13 protein-coding genes are annotated in these 20,217 nt (G+C 72.9%); 4 read left to right on the top strand and 9 right to left on the bottom strand.

Going from position 1 to position 20,217, the window contains the following annotated elements; genetic code table 11:
• Nucleotides 1-29 precede the first annotated feature (29 nt).
• Nucleotides 30-3,074 (bottom strand): serine/threonine kinase C-terminal domain-containing protein, encoded by a 3,045-nt coding sequence (locus JK364_RS15945; protein WP_201851724.1) that lies wholly within the window; start codon nt 3,072-3,074, stop codon nt 30-32.
• A 157-nt stretch (nt 3,075-3,231) separates the two neighbouring features.
• Entirely contained in the window at nt 3,232-5,259 is a 2,028-nt protein-coding gene (locus JK364_RS15940; protein WP_201851723.1) for a serine/threonine-protein kinase, read from the bottom strand.
• Nucleotides 5,260-5,459: 200 nt separating this feature from the next.
• On the opposite strand from JK364_RS15940, the gene JK364_RS15935 reads away from it, so the two are divergent.
• The gene (locus JK364_RS15935) at nt 5,460-6,623 is read left to right on the top strand and encodes a serine hydrolase domain-containing protein (RefSeq protein ID WP_230991997.1); all 1,164 of its coding nucleotides are present in this window, start codon (nt 5,460-5,462) and stop codon (nt 6,621-6,623) included.
• 35 nt (nt 6,624-6,658) lie between these two features.
• Here the strand turns inward: JK364_RS15935 and JK364_RS15930 are convergent, their stop codons facing one another.
• Nucleotides 6,659-8,365 carry a glycerol-3-phosphate dehydrogenase/oxidase gene (locus tag JK364_RS15930; protein WP_201851721.1) on the bottom strand — a complete coding sequence of 569 codons (1,707 nt, stop codon included), beginning with the start codon at nt 8,363-8,365 and terminating at the stop codon, nt 6,659-6,661.
• A gap of 197 nt (nt 8,366-8,562) precedes the next feature.
• On the opposite strand from JK364_RS15930, the gene JK364_RS15925 reads away from it, so the two are divergent.
• The gene (locus JK364_RS15925) at nt 8,563-9,834 is read left to right on the top strand and encodes a nucleotide sugar dehydrogenase (RefSeq protein ID WP_201851720.1); all 1,272 of its coding nucleotides are present in this window, start codon (nt 8,563-8,565) and stop codon (nt 9,832-9,834) included.
• A gap of 137 nt (nt 9,835-9,971) precedes the next feature.
• Here JK364_RS15925 and JK364_RS15920 read toward each other — a convergent pair whose 3' ends face one another.
• A complete protein-coding gene (locus tag JK364_RS15920; RefSeq protein WP_230992047.1) occupies nt 9,972-12,455 on the bottom strand; it encodes a DUF6049 family protein in 2,484 nt (827 codons plus the stop codon).
• 363 nt (nt 12,456-12,818) lie between these two features.
• A complete protein-coding gene (locus JK364_RS15915) occupies nt 12,819-13,976 on the bottom strand; it encodes a rod shape-determining protein (protein WP_201851718.1) in 1,158 nt (385 codons plus the stop codon).
• 89 nt (nt 13,977-14,065) lie between these two features.
• Here JK364_RS15915 and JK364_RS15910 point away from each other — a divergent pair, with 89 nt between their 5' ends.
• Both JK364_RS15910 and JK364_RS15905 read left to right on the top strand, forming a co-directional pair.
• The gene (locus JK364_RS15910) at nt 14,066-14,509 is read left to right on the top strand and encodes a hypothetical protein (protein WP_201851717.1); all 444 of its coding nucleotides are present in this window, start codon (nt 14,066-14,068) and stop codon (nt 14,507-14,509) included.
• A 210-nt stretch (nt 14,510-14,719) separates the two neighbouring features.
• Nucleotides 14,720-15,409 (top strand): hypothetical protein, encoded by a 690-nt coding sequence (locus tag JK364_RS15905; RefSeq protein WP_138914359.1) that lies wholly within the window; start codon nt 14,720-14,722, stop codon nt 15,407-15,409.
• 132 nt (nt 15,410-15,541) lie between these two features.
• On the opposite strand, the gene JK364_RS15900 is transcribed toward JK364_RS15905, so the two are convergent.
• From JK364_RS15900 to JK364_RS15885, 4 genes are all read right to left on the bottom strand, one after another.
• Nucleotides 15,542-16,669, bottom strand: coding sequence for a GuaB3 family IMP dehydrogenase-related protein (locus tag JK364_RS15900; RefSeq protein WP_037953000.1), 1,128 nt, complete (start codon nt 16,667-16,669; stop codon nt 15,542-15,544).
• Between the two features lie 125 nt (nt 16,670-16,794).
• The gene (gene guaB / locus JK364_RS15895) at nt 16,795-18,297 is read right to left on the bottom strand and encodes an IMP dehydrogenase (protein ID WP_201851716.1); all 1,503 of its coding nucleotides are present in this window, start codon (nt 18,295-18,297) and stop codon (nt 16,795-16,797) included.
• 184 nt (nt 18,298-18,481) lie between these two features.
• A complete protein-coding gene (locus tag JK364_RS15890; RefSeq protein ID WP_201851715.1) occupies nt 18,482-19,093 on the bottom strand; it encodes a sigma-70 family RNA polymerase sigma factor in 612 nt (203 codons plus the stop codon).
• A 290-nt stretch (nt 19,094-19,383) separates the two neighbouring features.
• On the bottom strand, nt 19,384-19,995 hold the full coding sequence (locus JK364_RS15885; RefSeq protein WP_003948568.1) for a response regulator transcription factor: 612 nt from the start codon (nt 19,993-19,995) through the stop codon (nt 19,384-19,386).
• Nucleotides 19,996-20,217 lie beyond the last annotated feature (222 nt).

The raw sequence follows: 20,217 nt of genomic DNA, 5'->3' as shown, positions 1-20,217 counted from the left end.
CTGGAAGGCGGCGGAGACCCCGTGGAGCCCTAGCCGTTGGTGGTGCTGTACGTGGCCGTGGCCTGGTCGAAGTACTGGTTGACCGCCCGGCGCTCATCGGACGGGCCGATGACCAGGACCACGTGGTAGCGGCCGTCGATCAGCATCGCGAGGTTGCGCGCGTACACATTCCGCCCGCTGCTGTCGCGCCAGGTGAACGCGCCCTCCGCCATCGCCGTACGGCCGACGTCGATCCGCCGCAGCCCGGAGGACGAGGCCCAGGAGGAGCCGCGGAAGGCGGACAGTTCGGCCTCGCGGTCCTGCTGGTACGCCATCGGGTCGCCGCCGAACTCGGACATCTTGTCCCGCCCGGCCACGACCACCAGCTCGAAGTCGCCCCCGATGTAGCGGATCTGGCCGCGGCCGTTCTCGCCCCGGCGGGTCCAGTCCTCGTGGACGGCGACCTTGAAGCCCTTGGGGTCCTTACGGACCGCGAAGCCCTTCGCCAGCCCGGCCGGGTCGGTCGACTGCGGCTCCTGGTCACCGGGGTTGCCGGGGTCGGCGGGCTTTCCGGCCTCCCCCTCGTCGCCGTCGCCCTTGTCGCCATCGCCCTTGTCGCCGCCCGCGGGGTCGTGCGGCGCCGCGCTGGGCGTACCGGCCGAGCCCGTACGCTCCTGGCCGCCGTCGTCCTTGGAGCGCGGCATGAACATCATCGCGTAGAGCACCGCGGCGGCCAGCCCCAGGAGGATCAGGAGGAGCAGCATCCGCCCCAGTTTGCGCGGCTTGCGCTGGGTGGGGGGCGCCGGAGGAGCCTGCCGGGTCTCCCGGGGCTCGCTCCTCTCCCGCTTCTCGCGCTTGTCCCGCCGGTGCCGTGCGTGGCCCACCGGCGCGTCGGCCGCCGCGGCCGGGCGGCGGCCCCGGCCCCTGCGCACCAGCCAGCCCCGTCTGCGGACGATCGGCAGCCGCCGGGGGTCGGAGGCACCACCGGAGCCGAGCGAGGGCACCGTGACCGTGCTGATGCCGACGTCCGGCTCGGGCGCCGACCGGATCAGGGACCGCAGCCAGCCGCGCAGCTCCTCGAAGTCCGGGCGCTCGGTGGGGTCCTGGCGCATCAGCGACTCGACGACGGGGCGCAGCGGACCGCACTCCTCCGCGTATGCGGGCGCCTCCCCGCAGACCATCTGCACCAGCTCGGCGGCGCTCTCCTCCGGGTACGGGGCATGGCCCTGCACCGCGCGGAACATGAGCACGCCGAGCGCCCACAGATCGGCGGCGGGGCCGACCGGGGGCGCCAGCCGCCAGTTCTCATGGACCGGGCCCGCCTGCTCGGGCGCCCATCGCTCGGTGACGGCGCCGACCACGACGATACGGGCCTGGCGGGCGCGTTCGGCGGCGAGCGCGGTGGCGGGGCCGCCGCCGGTGGCTCCGCCAGAGTCCCAGGAGCCGCCTTCGGAGGCGGACGGGCCTTCGGAGGCGGTCGGTTGGGCGTTCTCCGCGGCCTCCGGCCGGCCGGACCAGCGGGCGCCGCCGGTCACCGGCTCCGGGTCGGGCTCGGGGGCGAGGGCGGGCGTCGGGGCGGGCTCGGGGGCGTGTGGGGAACGGGTGGCCGCGTCGACATTGGCCCGCGCGGCGGCTCGCGCGCCCGCCGCGTAGGCTGCGATGGCGCTGGCCCGCGCCGCCCGCGCGGCCGCGTTCGGCGCATCGGCACCGGCGCCGCCCCGTTCGCCCTCCCGGTCCTCCGGCTGTCCCGGCTGCCCCGCCCGCCGAGGCCCGGGGAGTCCACCGGCGGCCGCCTGGTCCCGATAGGGCGCCATGGGCCCACCGGCCCCCGAACCGAACGTCATCTGATCCCGGTACACCGGACCACCGGGGCGGGACCTCACCGGACCACCGACGCCCGCACTCGCACTCGCACTCGCACCCGCGCCCGCACCCGCCGGACCGTCTGCCCCGGGCCCCGCCGAGCCACCCGCACCCGGACCCGCCGAACCGCCCGCACCGGGCCCCGAACTCGCCTCGATCGCCCCGTGCTCGCCGTACGGCGACCGTGGCTCGGGGAGGCCCGGCGATGTGCCCTGGCCGCCGTGTTCCCGGCCGTCGGCGCCGGGCCAGGCCGCGCCCGCGGGTTCGTCGGGCCGTGCCTCGCCCGCCGGTTCATGGCCACCGTAAGGGCGGCCCGGCGGCCGGAAGCCTCCCGCGGCGCCCTGGTCGTGGTAGCGCGGGCCGCCGTGCGGCCGCGCCTCGCCGCCCTCGGCCGTACGGGCTCCGGGGATGGCGGCGCGCCCTTCGCCCCCTCGCTCGGCCGGGCCCTGAACTCGATCGGCCGGGCCCTGGGCGGCCGAACCCTGGGCGGCCGGACCCTGCGTGGCCGGATCCGGGTGGTCGCCGGAGGCCGCCGGGCCCGGCGGCAGGGAGGCCGGGGCGTCGGCCGACGGTCCGTCCTCAAAGGCGGACACGGCGTCCGGGGAGGGCGAGGACGCGGGCGCCGGAACGGGGTCGTAGCCGCACAGCGCCTCCTCCGCGGCACCCGCCGCCAGCCCCGTGAGCATCGCGCGCCCGTCGTCGCACAACAGCACCGTACGGGCGGTGATGTTGCGGTGGACCCAGCCGTGGGCGTGCAGGGCGCGCAGCGCCGTAAGGATGTCGTTGGTGATCTCGGCGGCGCGGTGCGGGGACAGCGTGCCCTCCGCGAGCAGCGCGGCCAGCGGCCGGCCGGAGACCAGTTCGCTGACGATCCACAGGCTTCCGGCCTCCGCGAAGACGTGGAAGACCTGGCCGAGGCGGGGATGGTCGGGGATCTGCGCGGCGGATGTCGCCGCGGCGATGGCGCGCCGGACGGCCGGGTCACCGCCGCCCCGGGCCGTACGCCCGGCACCGGCGAACGTGCCGTTCCGCCCCGACGGACCGCCGCCCCACCGTGCGTCGTCGCCCACGACTTCGGCGTCGACGACCTCCGGCAGCGGTATCTGCCGCAGATGGACTTCCTGTCCGCTGTAGGTGTCGAAGGCGCGGGTCTCGACGAGTTCGTACTCGTCGGCGGGCGGCAGGGGCAGGCGATAGCGGTCGGCCAGCACCCGGCCCGCGTACTCCTCCACGACGCCTCCCCAAGCGCGCGACCAACGCCGCCCTCATCAGCGGTCAGCGCAGCCTGAAACCCTTCAAATATGGTCGTTTTGGCGGGTTCCTGCGGCTGCGCACAGTCTAGGGCCTCTCACGATACGTGCCCGAACGACGCTTCGCCGACAGGAGTGTTCAGTCCGTAATCTTGAACGTGTCGAAGGCGGTCTGCCGCAGGGTGGCGCACTCCTTGTCGTCCCACTTGCTCGCCTCGCAGGTGATCAGTATGGCGAAGCCATGGCTGCCGTCCGCCTTGAAGCCGCGGTTGAGCGCCCGGACCCGCTTGCCGTCCTGGTCCCGCTCGAACTCCCAGTCCGCGACGGTCGGATAGCCGTGCCAGTCCACCGACTTGATGCCGAGGCCCTTGTAGCCGGACATGGTGCGGCGGGCGTTCTCCTCGCCCTTGCGCCAGTCCGCCTCCGCGTCAGACTTGGGCGCGTTGGTGAAATCGATCTGAATACGCGGAATGCTGGACCCGCCGTAATACTTACGGCTTCCGGAATAGCTCCCGGGGTGGACCGACCAGCCCTCCGGCATGGCCATGCTGAACGGGAAGTCGGCGCTCTTGACGGTCTTGTAGCCGTCGGGCAGGCCGCCCTTACCGCCGCCGCCCTTGCCCTTACCGCTGTTGTCGCCGCTTCCGCCGCCCTTGCCCGAGTTGTCGTCCGAACCCTTGGAGGCATCCGGCTGACCGCTCTGCTTGCCCCCGGAGTCCCCCTCCTTCGGCGACTCGCCCGCCGACTGGCCGGTCTTGTCGGTGTCCTTGCCCTGGTCCTCCTTGGAGTCGCCCGAGGCCCCGGCGGAGGCGGACTTGTCGCCGGAGGAGCCCTTGGCGTTGTCGCCGCCGTCCCCGCCGCCGTTCAGGACGACGGCGAGCACGGTGGCCACGATGGCGAGCACCACGACCACCGCGATGATGATCAGCGTGCGCTTGGGGACCACATCGGTGATCGAGGCGCGCGGTGGCAGGGAAGGCCGCGGGGCGGGCGCGGCCTCGGGCGTCGCGGCGTCCGACGCGGAGCCCGCCGACCCGGTGCCCGCCGACCCGGTGCCCGCGGCCCCGGACTTCGCGCCCGACGCCGGCTTCGGCTCCGACGCCGACTCCGCCTCGCTCTCGTCCCCCGCCTTCTTCACGGACGTCTTCTTCGCCGCCGTCTTCTTCGCGGTCGCGGCGGCAGCCGCGTTGCGCACCGACTTCAGCGCGCCGCGCCTGCGCTCCGCGACGCCCGTCTCCTTGGCCTCGGCGGCGGCCTCGTCCTCCTTCGACGGGGCGGGCGGCAGGCTCATCGTGCGGGTCGCGTCGGCGGGGGCCTTGGTCACCTCGGGCCCGTTCACCACGTGCTCCAGCAGCGCCCGCGCCCCGGCGTCGTCGAGCCGCCGGTCCGGGTCCTTCATGAGCAGGCCGTAGATGACCTCCTCCAGCGGGCCCGCGTTCTTCGGCGGCTCCACCGGCTCGGTCATCACGGCCGTCAGGGTCGCTATGGCCGTGCTCTTGTCGTACGGCGGCACGCCCTCCACCGCCGCGTACAGCAGCCCGCCCAGCGACCACAGGTCGGCCGGTGGGCCCGGCTTGTGGCCGCGGGCCCGCTCCGGGGAGATGTAGGAGGGCGCGCCGACGAGCATGCCGGTCGAGGTCACCGACGGGTCGCCCTCGACCTGGGCGATGCCGAAGTCGGTGAGGACGACCCGGCCGTCGTCCGAGATCAGCACGTTGGAGGGCTTCACATCGCGGTGCAGGATGCCCGCCTGGTGGGCGGCGCGCAGCACATCGAGGACGGCGAGCCCGACCTCGGCGGCGCGCTTGGGGGTCAGCGGGCCGTCGTCGCGGACGGCGTCGGCGAGGGAGCGGCCCTCGATGAGCTCCATGACGATCCACGGGCGGTCGTCCTCGTCGACCACGTCGTAGACGGTGACGGCGCCGTTGCTGCGGATCCGGGCGATCGCCTTCGCCTCGCGCAGCGTACGGGTGATGAGCCGTCTCTTCTCGTCCTCCTCCACGCTGGACGGGAAGCGCAGCTCCTTGACCGCGACCGTACGGCCGAGGGTCTGGTCACTCGCACGCCAGACCGTGCCCATGCCGCCCTGACCGAGAATCTCCCCGAGCCGGTACCTCCCGGCGAGGAGGCGCCCAGTCGAACCCTGCGTCTTCTCAGCCTCCGACATGCGACCCCTCTGCAAATCTACCCACCCTGAACCCACCCTGGGAGAGCGTCCATTGTCTCTCATCCGCGGACCCGGAACCGCCCCGGGTCCGGGGCGCGGCGTGGCGGCCACCGCGGTACCTGCGACCATCTGGAAGTACGCAGGAAACGGAGGTCCGTGTCATGCCCATCTCCGCCATACGATGGCACAGGCGGAGCCGTATGCCGACCGCCGTGGCGCTCGCGACCGCCCTCGCCCTCATCCTGTCCGGCTGCGGCGCGGCGGCCACGGAACCGGGCCGGGACGCGGACCCGCGGGCGAGCGCGAGCCAGGGCGCCGAGGGCGGTCGTGACGGCGCCCTGCGCGCCGCCGTACGGCGGTTGGCGGCACAGGGCGACGCGCCGGGGGCCGCGGTGCTCATCCGCCGGGAGCGCGGCGGCACGCGGTATCTCGCCTCGGGGGTCGCGGACGTCCGCACCGGACGCCGGATCCACCGGAGCGACCACTTCCGGGCGGGCAGCCTCACCAAGACCGTCATCGCGGCGGTGACGCTGCGCCTCGCCGCCCAGGGCCGGCTCGGCCTCGGCGACACGGTGGAGGAGCACCTCCCGGGGCTGGTACGCGGCCAGGGAAACGACGGCCGGACCATCACGATCCGTCAGCTTCTGAACCAGACCAGCGGGCTGTTCGACTACACCGCCGACCCGGTCCTGGCGCGTCAGCTGTCCGCCGCGGCCGACCGCACCCGCACCCCCGCCTCCCTGGTGCGGACCGCCGTCGCGCACCGCCCGTACTTCGCGCCCGGCGCCGCCTGGCGCTACTCCAACACCAACTACGTGCTGCTGGGCATGGTCGTCCAGCGGGTCACCGGCCGCTCCTACGCGACCGAGGCCCGGCGCGACGTACTCGCCCCCCTCCGGCTGCACGGCACCTCCTTCCCCGGCGCCCGCACCGCCCTCCCGGACCCGCACGGCCGCGCGTACACACGGGACGGCGGGGCCGGGGACGGCGGCGCCCGACGCGATGTCACCGACCTCAACCCCTCCTCGGCCGGGGCCGCGGGGGAGCTGATCTCCACGCTCGGCGATCTGACCCGCCTCCTCCCCGGTCTGCTGCGCGGCAACGTCGTGCCCCGGGCCGAGCTGCGGCAGATGCGGAACACCTCCGCCTCCGACGGCCGGTACGGCATGGGGCTGTTCCCGGTGCGGCTGACCTGCGGAGTGACGCTGTGGGGCCACAACGGCGAGATCAACGGCTCGTACGCGCTGGCCGTGACCGCCCCCGACGGCCGCCACAGCCTCGCCTACCGGCTCAACAGCACCGCCGCCTCGGGTCTGACCGCCGAAACGTCCCTGCTCGAGACCGAGTTCTGTCCTCGCCGATAAGGCACGCGACCTCCTCCAGGACACGCGACCTCCTCCTACAGCGGGATGATGTCCGGCGCGCCCAGCCGGGCCGCGTCCGCCGTCAGATCGTCCGGCTGACGCTGCGACTCGCGCTCCGCCTCCACCCGCTTCTCGTAGTGCTGGACCTCCCGGTCGAGCTGGTCCTCGGTCCAGCCCAGCGCCGGCCCCATCAGCTCGGCCACCTCGCGGGCGCAGCGCGTACCGCGGTCGAAGGTCTCGATCGAGATGCGGGTGCGGCGGGTGAGGACGTCGTCCAGATGGCGGGCCCCCTCGTGCGAGGCGGCGTAAGAGACCTCAGCCCGCAGATAGTCCTCCGCCCCGGCCAGCGGCTTCCCCAGCGAGGCGTCGCCCGCGATCAGGTCCAGCACCTCCTGCGCCGCCGAGCCGTAGCGGTTGAGCAGATGCTCGACCCGCGCCGCGTGCAGCCCGTGCTGCCGGCCGATCCGCTCCCGGGCGTTCCACAGCGCCTTGTAGCCGACGGCGCCGACCAGCGGGATCTCCTCGGTGACACAGGGCCCGACCCGGCGGTCGAGGCCGTGCACCGCCTCGTCCACGGCGTCCTTGGCCATCACCCGGTACGTGGTGTACTTGCCGCCCGCGACCACCACCAGGCCCGGCACCGGATGGGCGACGGTGTGCTCGCGGGAGAGCTTGCTGGTGGCGTCCGACTCCCCGGCCAGCAGCGGGCGCAGCCCGGCGTAGACGCCCTCCACGTCGTCGCGGGTCAGCGGCACCGCGAGGACCTCGTTGACATGCTCCAGCAGATAGTCGATATCGGCGCTGGAGGCGGCCGGATGGGCCTTGTCCAGGTCCCAGTCGGTGTCCGTGGTGCCGATGATCCAGTGCCTGCCCCAGGGGATCACGAACAGCACGCTCTTCTCGGTGCGCAGGATCAGCCCGGTCGTGGAGTGGATGCGGTCCTTGGGGACCACCAGGTGGATGCCCTTGGAGGCCCGGACGTGGAACTGGCCGCGCTCCCCGATCAGCGCCTGGGTCTCGTCGGTCCACACCCCGGTGGCGTTGACCACCTGCCGGGCGCGGACCTCGAACTCGCCGCCCTGCTCCAGGTCGTGCACCCGGGCGCCGACCACGCGCTCGCCCTCCCGCAGGAAGCCGACCACCCGCGCACGGTTGGCCACATGGGCGCCGTACTGCGCCGCCGTGCGCACGAGCGTGGCGACATAGCGGGCGTCGTCCATCTGGGCGTCGTAGTACTGCAACGCCCCGACCAGCGCGTCCTTCTTGAGGCAGGGGGCGACGCGCAGCGCTCGCCCGCGGCTCAGATGGCGGTGGGCGGGCAGTCCGCGGCCGTGCCCGGAGGAGATCGACATGGTGTCGTAGAGGGCGACGCCCGAGCCCGCGTAGAACCGCTCCCAGCCCCGGTGCTTCAGCGGATACAGGAACGGCACGGGCTTGACCAGGTGCGGTGCGATCCGCTCCAGCAGCAGCCCGCGCTCCTTCAGCGCCTCGCGCACCAGTGCGAAGTCCAGCATCTCCAGATAGCGCAGTCCGCCGTGGATCAGCTTGCTGGACCGGCTGGAGGTGCCGGAGGCCCAGTCCCGCGACTCGACCAGACCGGTCTCCAGGCCCCGTGTCGCGGCGTCCAGCGCGGTGCCCGCGCCGACCACTCCGCCGCCCACGACCAGCACATCGAGCTCACGGTCCGCCATCCGGGCCAGCGCCTCGCCGCGCTCGGCCGGTCCCAGTGCCGGTGTTTTCACCGCTGCCTCCCGTTGTGATCGACGCCACGCCGCCCTGCCGATTTTCCTGGCTTTCTCCCCTCCATGCCATGCCGCTGCTCCGACCATCGACGCGACACCGTGTCAACACCCCTCACCAATACTGAATACGAGTCATATTTCCGCTTAGTCTGCCTTTGCGCCATCCGACATCGTCCCGGGAAGGACGACACGACGTCATGCCCGCAGATCTCGCCGTCATCGGACTCGGTCATCTCGGTATTCCTCTCGCCCGGGCGGCCACCGCCGCCGGCATCCGCACCGTCGGCTACGACCCCGATCCGCGCGCGGCCCACGACCTCCGGGCCGGACGGCTGCCCGCCGGCTCGGGCGAGGGCCTGCTCTCCGCCGCCGAGCTGCGCCGGATGGCCTCCCAGGGCTTCCGGATCACCGCCGACCCCGCCGAGCTCGGCCGCGTCCGCACCGCTGTGATCTGCGCCCCGACCCCGCGCGGGGACGACCGCAGACTGGATCTGTCGGCGGTCGGCGAGGCGGCCCGTACGCTCGCGGCGAGGCTGCGCCCGCACACCACCGTTCTGCTGGAATCGACCGTGTACCCCGGCACCACCGAGGAATTCCTCCGTCCACTTCTCGAGGAGGGATCCGGACTGCGGGCCGGGCGCGACTTCCACCTCGCCTACTCCCCCTGCCGCCACGACCCGGGCAACCGCGCCCACGGCCCCGCCAACACCCCCAAGGTCATCGGCGGCCTCACCCCCGCCTGCACCGAGGCCGCCGCCGCCTTCTACGGGCGCTTCACCGAGAAGGTCGTGCGGGCCCGCGGCACGCGCGAGGCCGAGACGGTCAAGGTCCTGGAGACCAATTACCGGTACGTCAACATCGCCCTGGTCAACGAGATGGCGGTGTACTGCCATGACCTCGGCGTCGATGTGTGGGACGTGGTCCGCTGCGCCGAGACCAAGCCGTTCGGCTTCCAGTCCTTCCGCCCCGGCCCCGGCGTCGGCGGCCACGGCGTGCCGGTCGACCACGGCCATATGGCCGACCCGCAGCGCGGCCTCGGCATCCCGCTGCGCATGGTGGAGCTCGCGCAGCAGGTCAACGGGCGGATGCCGGGCTATGTCACGCGCCGCTGCACGGCCCTGCTGAACGAGTACGGGAAGTCGGCGCGCGGTGCGCACGTACTGCTGCTGGGCGTCGGCTACAAGGCCGATGTCGCCGACGCCGAGGGCTCGCCCGCGCGGGAGATCGCCTCCCGGCTGATCGAGCTGGGCGCCCGGCTCAGCTACCACGATCCGTACGTCACACGCTGGCGGGTGCTCGGGCGCGAGGTGGAGCGCGCGGACTCGGTGTACGAGGCGGCGGCCGACGCCGACCTGACCGTCCTGCTGCAGCCGCACCGCACCTACGACCTGCAAGGGCTGTCGGTGAAGGCCCAGCTGCTGCTGGACACCCGGGGGGCGGGACCGGCGGGGACGGCGCACCGGCTGTGAGGCGCGGGGCCCCGTTCCGGGCCCCGCCGTCACCTGGCCCGTCTCGGGCCCAGCCGTCACCGGTGCCGTTTCGGGCCTCGCCGTCACCGGCCCCGTTTCGGGTCCCGCCGTCACCGGCCCCGTCTCGGGCCCCGCCGTCACCGGCTCCGCGTACGCCGCAGCCGGAACGCGACCGCCAGCACGATCAGCGCCGTTCCGCCCAGTACGAAGATCACCGCTCCCGACGGCACCGACCGCACATCCGCCGTGAACATCATCGGCGCGCCCCAGGGCCGGCCGTCGGTGGTGGTGTAGAGCTGGGCGGTCAGCCGCACCGGGCCGTTCGCGTACGCCTCCACCCGGATCCGCACCGTACGGCTCACCGCCCGCGACGCCTGGACCGGCAGCGCGCGGTCCCGGGCGGTCAGCCGCTCGGGGCGGCTGGAGAGGACCCGCAGCTCCACCCCGGTGAGGTCCTGCTGAAGGCCGTTGTCGACGGTGACCGGGATGGTCGCCGAGCCCCCGGTCACCACCACCGTGGACTTCGGCACCAGCCGCACCGACGCGATCGAGGCGGTCAGATAGCGGGACACCCCACGCTGGTACGAGGCCGCGCCCGCCGGGTCGGCACGCCAGGCGGTCGCCACGGAGCGGGCCAGCGCGGCCCGTACGGACGCGGCGGTGGCCCGCGCGTCCGACAGCACCTTGGCCAGGGCCCGCATCCGCAGCCGGTCCCGGACCACCGCCGTGAGCCGGGAGGGCGGCAGCTCGGCGGCGTGGCGCGCGAGCGGATAGCCGTCGAAGCCGCGCAGCCGCCCCGCCGTGGGCTTGCGCAGCGCGGCCGCGAACCCGGCCGGCTCCAGCCAGCCCGCCTTACGGCCCTCGGCCACCACCGTGAGCAGCACCCGGGCGACCGCGAGCGGCATCCGGCGCGGCGGCACCATGACCAGCTCGCGGCGGGCGTACGGCAGCTCCCGCGCGGCCGTAAGGGTCTCGGCGAGCAGCCGCTGGCGCAGCAGCAGCCGGGCGGGCGCACCGGAGGCGCCCGCGGCCGGGTGGCTCGCGAAGAGCTGAGACGCGATCGCCGCATCATAGCGCAGCGCGGTCGTGCCGCCCTCGAGCGAGACGGCGCCGTCGTCGGTGGCCCCTTCCGAGACCAGCTCGCCGGCGGAGGCCACCCCGGCGCCCGAGGCGAGCACCGTGTCCAGGCCGAGCCCCTTGGCGTACCGGGCGATCCCGTCGTCCAGCTCACCGCCCGCGGGCCAGCCCACACCGGCGCGGGCGTGGACGCCCAGCGCCCGGTCCACCACGCTCCGGCCGGTGCGCGAGGCCCGGCGCAGCAGCCCGGCGAGCGGGGCGCCGCCGCCGCGCGCGAGCGAGGCCAGATCCGGGTCCGCGTACGGCAGCGCGATCACCTCCCGGCCCCGGACCGCCGCCCGGAGCGCGGCCAGCCAGCCGGCCGCCGCCTCGCCGCCCGTCCCCTCGGTGGCCCGCTGCGGATCGGTGTCACCGGGCGTACGGGCCACCCGGTACCCGGCGACCATGGCCCGCGCCTGGACGATCAGATCCGGATCGAGCACCCAGGTGACCGGCTGCCCCCTGCCCATCTCCACCAGCCGCCGCAGCCGCCCGCCCGGCCCGAAGGCGGCGGTCAGCTGATCGTCCCGGAAGACCGGCAACACGCTGTCCTGGGTCCGCAGGGCCAGCGCCTCCATCCGCGGGGTGTCCAGCACCGGCCACAGCACGGTGGTGCGCAGCGGCTCCAGCCGGGTGGCGTCGGGATACGCGGACAGATGGGTGCGGGTCAGCCCGAGCACGGTCCCGGCACCGGCGCCGTCCGCGCGGACGACATGCACGGTGAGCGCGTACGCCCCGGCACCGTCCAGCTCCAGGTCGGGGACGGGCACGGTGAGCCGGAAGCCGCGCTCGGCGCCGGTCGGCAACGAGGCGAGACGGGCCGTGCGGTCGGCCACCTCGGGGCCGTCGGCCCGGGTCAGGGGCGTACGACGGGCCACGGTGGCGAGCCCGCCCCGGGTGTCGATCGCCCCCGAGGCCCCGATCCGCACCCCGACCCGCGCGACCCCGACCCGCCGCCCGGAGGTATTGGTCACCCGCCCACTGATCCTCAGCTCGCCACCCTGACGAATCACGGCAGGGGTGAGGGAGGCCAACTCGACGGACACGGGGTACCGGCGGGAGCGCGCGTGGGCCGCGCGGCCGCCGCCAGGCCCACGGCCGTGCGGCGCGGCGACGCGAGCCTCTCGGCCGTCCGCCGTGGCACCACCATGAGCCCCACGGCCATCCGCCGGGGCGGCGCTGTGAGCCCCGCGGCCCTGCGCCGTCGTGACGCCCTGAGCCCCACGGCCCTGCGGCGTGGCCCCATGAGCCCTACGGCCGTCCGCCGGGGCGGCGCTGTGAGCCACGCGGCCCTGCGCCGTCGTGACGCCCTGAGCCCCGCGGCCGTTCGCCGGAACAGCACCGCCGTAAGGCCCACGGCCCCCGGGTGTACCGCCGCGAGTCTCTCGGCCGTCCGCCGGAGCGGGGCGGTGAGCCTCTCGGCCGTCCGCCGTCGTACCGCCGCGAGCCCCGCGGCCCTGCACCGTAGCGCCCCCGTAAGGCACGCGGCCCTGCGCCGCCGCCATGGCCGCGCCATGACGCCCGCCGCCGTCCGCCAGGACCATCGCCGCCGCCCCGGCGGGCGTCGGCAGCACGGAAGTGATCGCGACCAGGATCGTGGTGGCGGTCGTGACGACCGCCCGCCGGTACGTCCTGCCGCGCCCCACGACCACCACCTCGACGCCCGCGCCTGTCGTCCGCCCGCGCCGCACGGGACCGACGCGGTGTCACCAGCCCACCACGCCGGGGACGATGCCGCACGCTCAGGGCCGCCGCCCCGGGGAGCACCGCCGGGCCACCCCGAGGCGTCTCGTGGGCGCGACCGGCCACGACGGCGCCGCAAGACGATCGACGGCAGGTCAGGGCATTCCCAGCGGAACGCTCAGGCGTCACACCCGCACGGCGTCCGGCCGACGAGGTCGTGCGTCCATCGCGGTGCGCAGGGACGCGAAGTCCTCCACGCAGCGGCCGGTGCCGATGGCCACGCAGTCCAGCGGGTCGTCGGCCACCAGCACCGGGATGTTCAGCTCGCGCCCCAGCCGTACGTCCAGGCCGCGCAGCAGGGCCCCGCCGCCGGTCAGCACGATGCCGCGGTCCATGATGTCGCCCGCCAGCTCCGGCGGGGTCTCGTCGAGCGTGGCCCGTACGGCCGCGACGATGCTGTCCACCGGCTCGGCGAGGGCGTGCCGCACCTCGTCCGAGGTCAGTTCGAGCACCCTGGGCAGCCCGGTCGCCTGGTCCCGGCCGCGGATGGTGCAGCGGTCCGGCGGCAGCAGCGCCTGGGTGTCCTCGTTGTCCTCGCTCTGGCCCGGGATGAACACCTCGACATTCCGCTCGGGCCGCCGGACGGACTCCGAGACCCGCGGTACGGACAGCGGCCCGGTGGGCGAGGCGGAGCCGATGGAGACCTTGATCTCCTCGGCGGACCGCTCACCGATCGCCAGCGCGTACTGCTTCTTCACATAGGAGGTGATCGCGACATCCATCGCATCGCCCGCGGTGCGCACCGACCGCGCGGTGACGATGCCGCCGAGCGAGACCACGGCGACCTCCGTCGTACCGCCGCCGATGTCGACGACCATGCAGCCGGTCGGCTCGCTCACCGGCAGCCCCGCGCCGATCGCCGCCGCGATGGGCTCCTCGACCAGATGCACCTGACGCGCCCCGGCCTGGGTGGCGGCCTCCATCACCGCGCGCCGCTCGACGCCGGTGATCCCGGAGGGCACACAGACCACCACACGGGGGCGGGCCAGCCGGCGGCTGCCCATGACCTTCTTGATGAAGTACCGCAGCATGCGCTCGGCGATCTCGAAATCGGCGATCACGCCATCGCGCAGCGGCCGCACGGCGACGATGTTCGTCGGTGTCCGCCCCATGGTCTCCTTGGCCGCCGAACCCACCGACAGCACACTGCCGTCGACTGTGTTCACGGCCACAACCGACGGCTCATTGAGCACGATGCCCCTGCCCCGTACGTACACCAGTGTGTTGGCGGTGCCGAGGTCGATACCCATGTCCCGCCCATTGAACGACTTGTTCTGCGCCATAAGTTGACATTATTGCTTATGCCGGATTCTGTCCCGGCACTGATGTCATTCGCACCACCGTGCGGCCATGCCACTGCTACCTTGCGGTCATGATCGCGTCCGCTTCCTCCGCAGCTCAGGCCCCACGACCGACCCGTGGCCTCGCGGCGGGCATCGCGGCGGCCCTGCTCGGAGCCCTGATTTTCGGCTTCATCCAGGGCAAAATCGGCCACCGTGGCCAGGAGGTCGGCTACTGGGCGCTGTGCATCGGGCTGTTGACCGGCGCCGCGCTGGGCAAGCTGGGCGGCCGGGCGCCGCTGCTGGCGCTCGTCGGGATACCGCTGGCCGTGGTCAGCGTTTCGCTGGCGCAACTGATCGGCGCCGCGGTGCTGATGGGGGACGAGAGCTCCTGGCCCACCGCGGACACCCTGATCAAGCACTTCGGGCTGGTGGCGGACTACTGGCGCGATCACATCCTGGGGCGCAACGACATCACCTTCTACGCCGTGGCGGGGGCGGAGAGTTACCTCGTCGCGAAGCGGGTCACCGAATAGCGGCGACGAATCCGCATATGCCGGGCCAGCGTGTCTCCGTCCGGTCCCAGCCATGTCACGGACGTCAGACACGACTTGTCTGATTGTCATGCATGCCTGTTACTTTTATGGCTCGAAAGTTTCCTTCCGCGTTCCCAGCCCGCAGCCGCTCATCAGCCGAGCTGTCCCCGGAACGCGGTCTCAACACCTTCACATCCCCGGGGGAATTCCATGAGCCAGAACTGGCAGCAGCCACAGCAGCCAGGCGGGTATCCGCAGCAGCCGGGCGGCTATCCGCAGCAGCCCGCCCCGCCCCAGCAGGCCGGTGGGTACGGCTCCGCGCAGCAGCCCGGCTACGGCTACCCGCAGGGCCAGCCGCAGCAGCCCCAGCAGCCTCAGCCGCAGTACGGCGGCGGCTTCCCGCCGCCCGCGCCGCCGGCCGGGCGTCCGGGCAACCCGCTGCTGGCGGTGGGCGCGGCCCTCGTGGCCACGGTCGTCGGCGCGTTCCTCTACGCGTTCCTGCTGAGCGCGATGGCGGACACGGACAAGACCCCGCCGGAGGTCACGCAGTTCGCGTACGCCGGTGTGGTCGTCGGCGCGCTCATCGGTCTGGCGGTCGCCAAGCTGGGCGGCCGCAACACGGGGCTGTGGGTGGTCGGGGCGGTGCTGGCCCTGGCCGCGGTGTTCCTCGGCGAGCTCTACGGCTACGCCATGATCCTGCACGATGTGATGAGCAACTACGCCGACAAGATCGGCGGCGGCGCCAGCAGCCAGGTGCTCTCCTCGAACGAGATCTTCTTCGACCACTTCAGCGACCTGTGGAAGTCGTGGAAGGAAGACTCCGACGCGCTGACCTACATCTTCATGGCGCTCGCGCCGGTCGCCGCGGTCAGCACCGCCTACCGGATCAGCAACCGCTGATCCCACGGGCAACACGCCCACAGGCAACACAGCGAGGGGAAGGCCCCGACCGCCTCGCGGTCGGGGCCTTCCCCTCGCTGAATCGCTGAACCGGTTGCCGAACCGATTGCCGAACCGGCTTGTGAAGGACGCTCAGCGCTTGTCGCGGGCCGACGGCGCGACCGTGACCTCGACCCGCTGGAACTCCTTGAGCTCCGAGTAGCCGGTCGTGGCCATCGCGCGGCGCAGCGCGCCGAAGAAGTTCATCGAGCCGTCGGTGGTGTGCGAGGGGCCGAGGAGGATCTCCTCGGTGGAGCCCACCGTGCCCAGGTTCATCCGCTTGCCGCGCGGCACCTCGTCGTGCACGGCCTCCATGCCCCAGTGGTGACCGCGGCCCGGTGCGTCCGTGGCGCGGGCCAGCGGGGAGCCCATCATCACCGCGTCCGCGCCGCAGGCGACAGCCTTCGGCAGATCGCCGCTCCAGCCGACGCCGCCGTCGGCGATCACATGCACATAGCGGCCGCCGGACTCGTCCATGTAGTCCCGGCGGGCGGCGGCGACATCGGCGACCGCCGTGGCCATCGGCACCTGGATGCCCAGCACATTGCGGGTGGTGTGCGCGGCGCCGCCGCCGAAGCCCACCAGCACACCGGCCGCGCCGGTGCGCATCAGGTGCAGCGCGGCCGTGTAGGTGGCGCAGCCGCCCACGATCACCGGGACGTCCAGCTCATAGATGAACTGCTTGAGGTTGAGCGGCTCGGCGGCACCGGAGACATGCTCGGCGGAGACCGTGGTCCCGCGGATCACGAAGATGTCGACCCCCGCGTCCACCACGGCCTTGGAGAACTGCGCCGTGCGCTGCGGGGACAGGGCGGCGGCGGTCACCACGCCCGCGTCCCGCACCTCCTTCAGGCGCTGGCCGATCAGCTCCTCCTTGATCGGCTCGGCGTAGATCTCCTGCATCCGGGTGGTCGCGGTGCGCTCGTCCAGCTCGGCGATCTCCGCCAGCAGCGGCTCCGGGTCCTCGTAACGGGTCCAGAGCCCCTCGAGGTTGAGCACCCCGAGGCCGCCGAGCTCACCGATGCGGATCGCGGTGCGGGGCGAGACCACCGAGTCCATCGGCGCGGCCAGGAACGGCAGCTCGAAGCGGTAGGCGTCGATCTGCCAGGCGATCGAGACCTCCTTCGGGTCCCGGGTGCGACGACTCGGCACAACGGCGATGTCGTCGAACGCGTACGCCCTGCGGCCGCGCTTGCCGCGCCCGATCTCGATCTCAGTCACGTGGGTGCCTTTCCCTGTTCACGAACAGCCGTCCCAGTATCCCTGCCCGCACCGTCGCAAGGTCGCCCGGGTGAACGGCGCGGACACAGACGGCGCGGGCAGCGCGGATCAGCGGACGGCGCGGATCAACGGCCGGAGTAGTTCGGCGCCTCGGTGGTCATCTGGATGTCATGCGGGTGGCTCTCCTTGAGGCCCGCCGCGGTGATCCGCACAAAGCGGCCCTTCTCCTTCAGCTCCGCCACATTGGCCGAGCCGACATAGCCCATCGACGCCCGCAGACCGCCCACCAGCTGGTGCGCGACCGAGGCCAGCGGGCCGCGGTAGGGCACCTGGCCCTCGATGCCCTCGGGGACCAGCTTGTCCTCGGACAGGACGTTGTCCTGGAAGTAGCGGTCCTTGGAGTACGAGCGGGCCTGGCCACGCGTCTGCATCGCGGCCAGGGAGCCCATGCCCCGGTAGGACTTGAACTGCTTGCCGTTGATGAAGACCATCTCGCCCGGCGACTCCTCGCAGCCGGCCAGCAGGCTGCCCAGCATCACGGTGTCCGCACCGGCCGCGATCGCCTTGGCGATGTCGCCCGAGAACTGCAGACCGCCGTCGCCGATCAGCGGCACCCCGGCCGCGTGGCAGGCGCGGGCGGCCTCGTAGATCGCCGTCACCTGCGGCACGCCGATGCCCGCGACCACGCGCGTGGTGCAGATCGAGCCCGGGCCGACGCCGACCTTGACCCCGTCCACCCCCGCGTCGATCAGCGCCTGGGCACCGTCCTTGGTGGCGACATTTCCGCCCACCACATCGACCGCGATATTGGACTTGATCTTGGCGATCATGTCGAGGATGCCCCGGCTGTGGCCGTGCGCGCTGTCCACGACCAGGAAGTCGGCCCCGGCCTCGACCAGCGCCTGCGCCCGCTCGTACGACTCGTCGCCGACGCCGACGGCGGCACCGACGACCAGCCGGCCGCCCGCGTCCTTCGCCGCGTGGGGGTACTTCTCGGCCTTCACGAAGTCCTTGACCGTGATCAGGCCCTTGAGCACGCCCGCGTCATCGACCAGCGGCAGCTTCTCGATCTTGTGGCGGCGCAGCAGCTGCATCGCGTCCTCGCCGGAGATCCCCACCTTGCCGGTGACCAGCGGCATCGGGGTCATGACCTCGCGGACCTGACGGCCCCGGTCGACCTCGAAGGCCATGTCACGGTTGGTGACGATGCCGAGCAGCTTGCCCACGGCGTCCGTGACCGGCACACCGCTGATGCGGAACTTCGCGCACAGCGCGTCCGCCTCGTGCAGCGTGGCGTCCGGCCGGACCGTGATCGGGTCGGTGACCATGCCGGACTCCGACCGCTTGACCAGGTCGACCTGGTTGGCCTGGTCCTCGATGGACAGATTGCGGTGCAGCACGCCCACGCCGCCCTGCCGGGCCATGGCGATGGCCATCCGGGACTCGGTGACCTTGTCCATGGCGGCGGACAGCAGCGGCACATTCACCCGGACGTTCCGGGAGACCCTGGACGAGGTGTCGACCGCGTTCGGCAGCACCTCGGAGGCGCCCGGCAGCAGCAGCACGTCGTCGTACGTCAGCCCGAGCATGGCGAACTTCTCAGGCACTCCGTCGACGTTGTCAGTCATGACACCCTTCCAATGGTCTTGCCCCAGCGCGGACTCCCATGCTAACGGGCTCCCCGAGTGCCTCATTCCGCCCTGTGGATAACTTCTCAGCGAGCTGCTAAATGCGGAAGGCACAACAAGGTAACGAGCCGACCGGAACTCCGGTGGGCCCCGGGCTCACTGCAAACTCCGGTGGGCCCCCGGCTCACTGCTCGGCGAGCGCGCGCAGCCTGCTCAGCGCCCGGTGCTGGGCGACCCGCACCGCGCCGGGGGACATCCCGAGCATCTGCCCGGTCTCCTCCGCAGTCAGCCCGACCGCGACCCGCAGCAGCACCAGCTCGCGCTGGTTCTCCGGAAGGTTGGCCAGCAGCTTCTTGGCCCACTCCGCGTCGCTGCTGAGCAGCGCCCGCTCCTCGGGCCCCAGCGAATTGTCCGGCTGCTCCGGCATCTCGTCCGAGGGGACGGCCGTGGAGCCCGGGTGGCGCATGGCGGCCCGCTGCAGATCGGCGACCTTGTGGGAGGCGATGGCCACGACGAACGCCTCGAAGGGCTTTCCGGTGTCGCGGTAGCGCGGCAGCGCGCACAGCACCGCGAGACAGACCTCCTGCGCCAGGTCGTCCACGAAGTGGCGGGCATCACCCGGCAGTCGGGACAGTCTCGTACGGCAGTAGCGCAGGGCCAGCGGGTGGACCAGGGCCAGCAGATCGTGGGTGGCCTGCTCGTCCCCCTCGGTTGCGCGCCCGACGAGGGCGCCGATCGCCCCCGTACTCCCGGGAGCTCCCTTGGGGGCCCCTGGGCTTTCGTCGTCGCGCGGCATCCATCCATGGTGCCTCGGGCCCGGGGGGTCCGTGGCATCGCGTCCGTAGTTGTGCGCTGAAGCGTTATGAGCAGGTGCGCCGGCTGTCGTCATGTCCTGCGCTCTCCCCTCACGCCCGACCGACTCGTCCCCGAGGAACTCCACACCTTCAAGGATGCGGCATAGCGCGGGGAACTGATACAGGCCACCACCACAGCGCTCGCCGCGCACGCTTTCGCCCCGCCCGCCACCCGGCGGGCGGGGACCGTCGCGCCCCCGCTGCGCAGCACGTCAGAACGGTCGTGGCCGGATCAGCGGACCAGACCCCAGCGGAACCCGAGGGCCACCGCATGCGCCCGGTCGGACGCGCCGAGCTTCTTGAACAACCGGCGTGCGTGCGTCTTGACCGTGTCCTCGGACAGGAACAGCTCGCGGCCGATCTCCGCGTTGGACCGGCCGTGGCTCATGCCCTCGAGCACCTGGATCTCACGCGCGGTGAGCGTGGGCGCGGCGCCCATCTCGGCCGAACGCAGCCGGCGCGGGGCCAGCCGCCAGGTGGGGTCGGCGAGCGCCTGGGTCACGGTGGCGCGCAGCTCGGCGCGCGAGGCGTCCTTGTGCAGATAGCCACGGGCACCGGCGGCCACGGCCAGCGCCACTCCGTCCAGGTCCTCGGCGACCGTGAGCATGATGATCCGGGCGCCGGGGTCGGCGGAGAGCAGCCGCCGCACGGTCTCGACCCCGCCGAGACCGGGCATCCGTACGTCCATCAGAATCAGATCCGAGCGGTCGGCACCCCAGCGGCGGAGGACTTCCTCGCCGTTGGCCGCCGTCGTCACACGCTCGACGCCGGGCACGGTCGCCACCGCGCGGCGCAGCGCCTCTCGGGCAAGCGGGGAGTCGTCGCAGACGAGGACGGATGTCATGGCCGTCCTCCGCAGCTGATGCGCGTCACCTTGAGCCTCCAGGCTGGTACATATCGTCACCTGAGCGATTGACAGCCCCGGATATCTGTCCGAGAGCTTTACCCATCAACCGCCTCCGCACTCTCAACGACGGTCACCCGAAAGAGTTACGGGGTTCGGCGGCCACCTTCGACACTCTACGTGAGGGCTCGGACACGGAGCAGCTTCGTCGCGCCGGTCGCG

The organism is Streptomyces endocoffeicus, from assembly GCF_016741935.1.
Classification (GTDB): Bacteria; Actinomycetota; Actinomycetes; order Streptomycetales; family Streptomycetaceae; genus Streptomyces; species Streptomyces endocoffeicus.
Note: the sequence above shows the minus strand (reverse complement) of the source record. Positions and strands in the feature narration are given on the sequence as shown.

Excerpts from the sequence above, each read along its gene's own strand:
- JK364_RS15940 (WP_201851723.1), bottom strand. The coding sequence starts at position 5,259 with ATGTCGGAGGCTGAGAAGACGCAGGGTTCGACTGGGCGCCTCCTCGCC.
- JK364_RS15920 (WP_230992047.1), bottom strand. The coding sequence starts at position 12,455 with ATGGCGGCGGCGCAGGGCCGCGTGCCTTACGGGGGCGCTACGGTGCAG.
- JK364_RS15885 (WP_003948568.1), bottom strand. The coding sequence starts at position 19,995 with ATGACATCCGTCCTCGTCTGCGACGACTCCCCGCTTGCCCGAGAGGCG.
- JK364_RS15890 (WP_201851715.1), bottom strand. The coding sequence starts at position 19,093 with ATGCCGCGCGACGACGAAAGCCCAGGGGCCCCCAAGGGAGCTCCCGGG.
- JK364_RS15915 (WP_201851718.1), bottom strand. The coding sequence starts at position 13,976 with ATGGCGCAGAACAAGTCGTTCAATGGGCGGGACATGGGTATCGACCTC.
- JK364_RS15905 (WP_138914359.1), top strand. The coding sequence starts at position 14,720 with ATGAGCCAGAACTGGCAGCAGCCACAGCAGCCAGGCGGGTATCCGCAG.
- JK364_RS15925 (WP_201851720.1), top strand. The coding sequence starts at position 8,563 with ATGCCCGCAGATCTCGCCGTCATCGGACTCGGTCATCTCGGTATTCCT.
- JK364_RS15935 (WP_230991997.1), top strand. The coding sequence starts at position 5,460 with ATGCCGACCGCCGTGGCGCTCGCGACCGCCCTCGCCCTCATCCTGTCC.
- JK364_RS15910 (WP_201851717.1), top strand. The coding sequence starts at position 14,066 with ATGATCGCGTCCGCTTCCTCCGCAGCTCAGGCCCCACGACCGACCCGT.
- guaB (WP_201851716.1), bottom strand. The coding sequence starts at position 18,297 with ATGACTGACAACGTCGACGGAGTGCCTGAGAAGTTCGCCATGCTCGGG.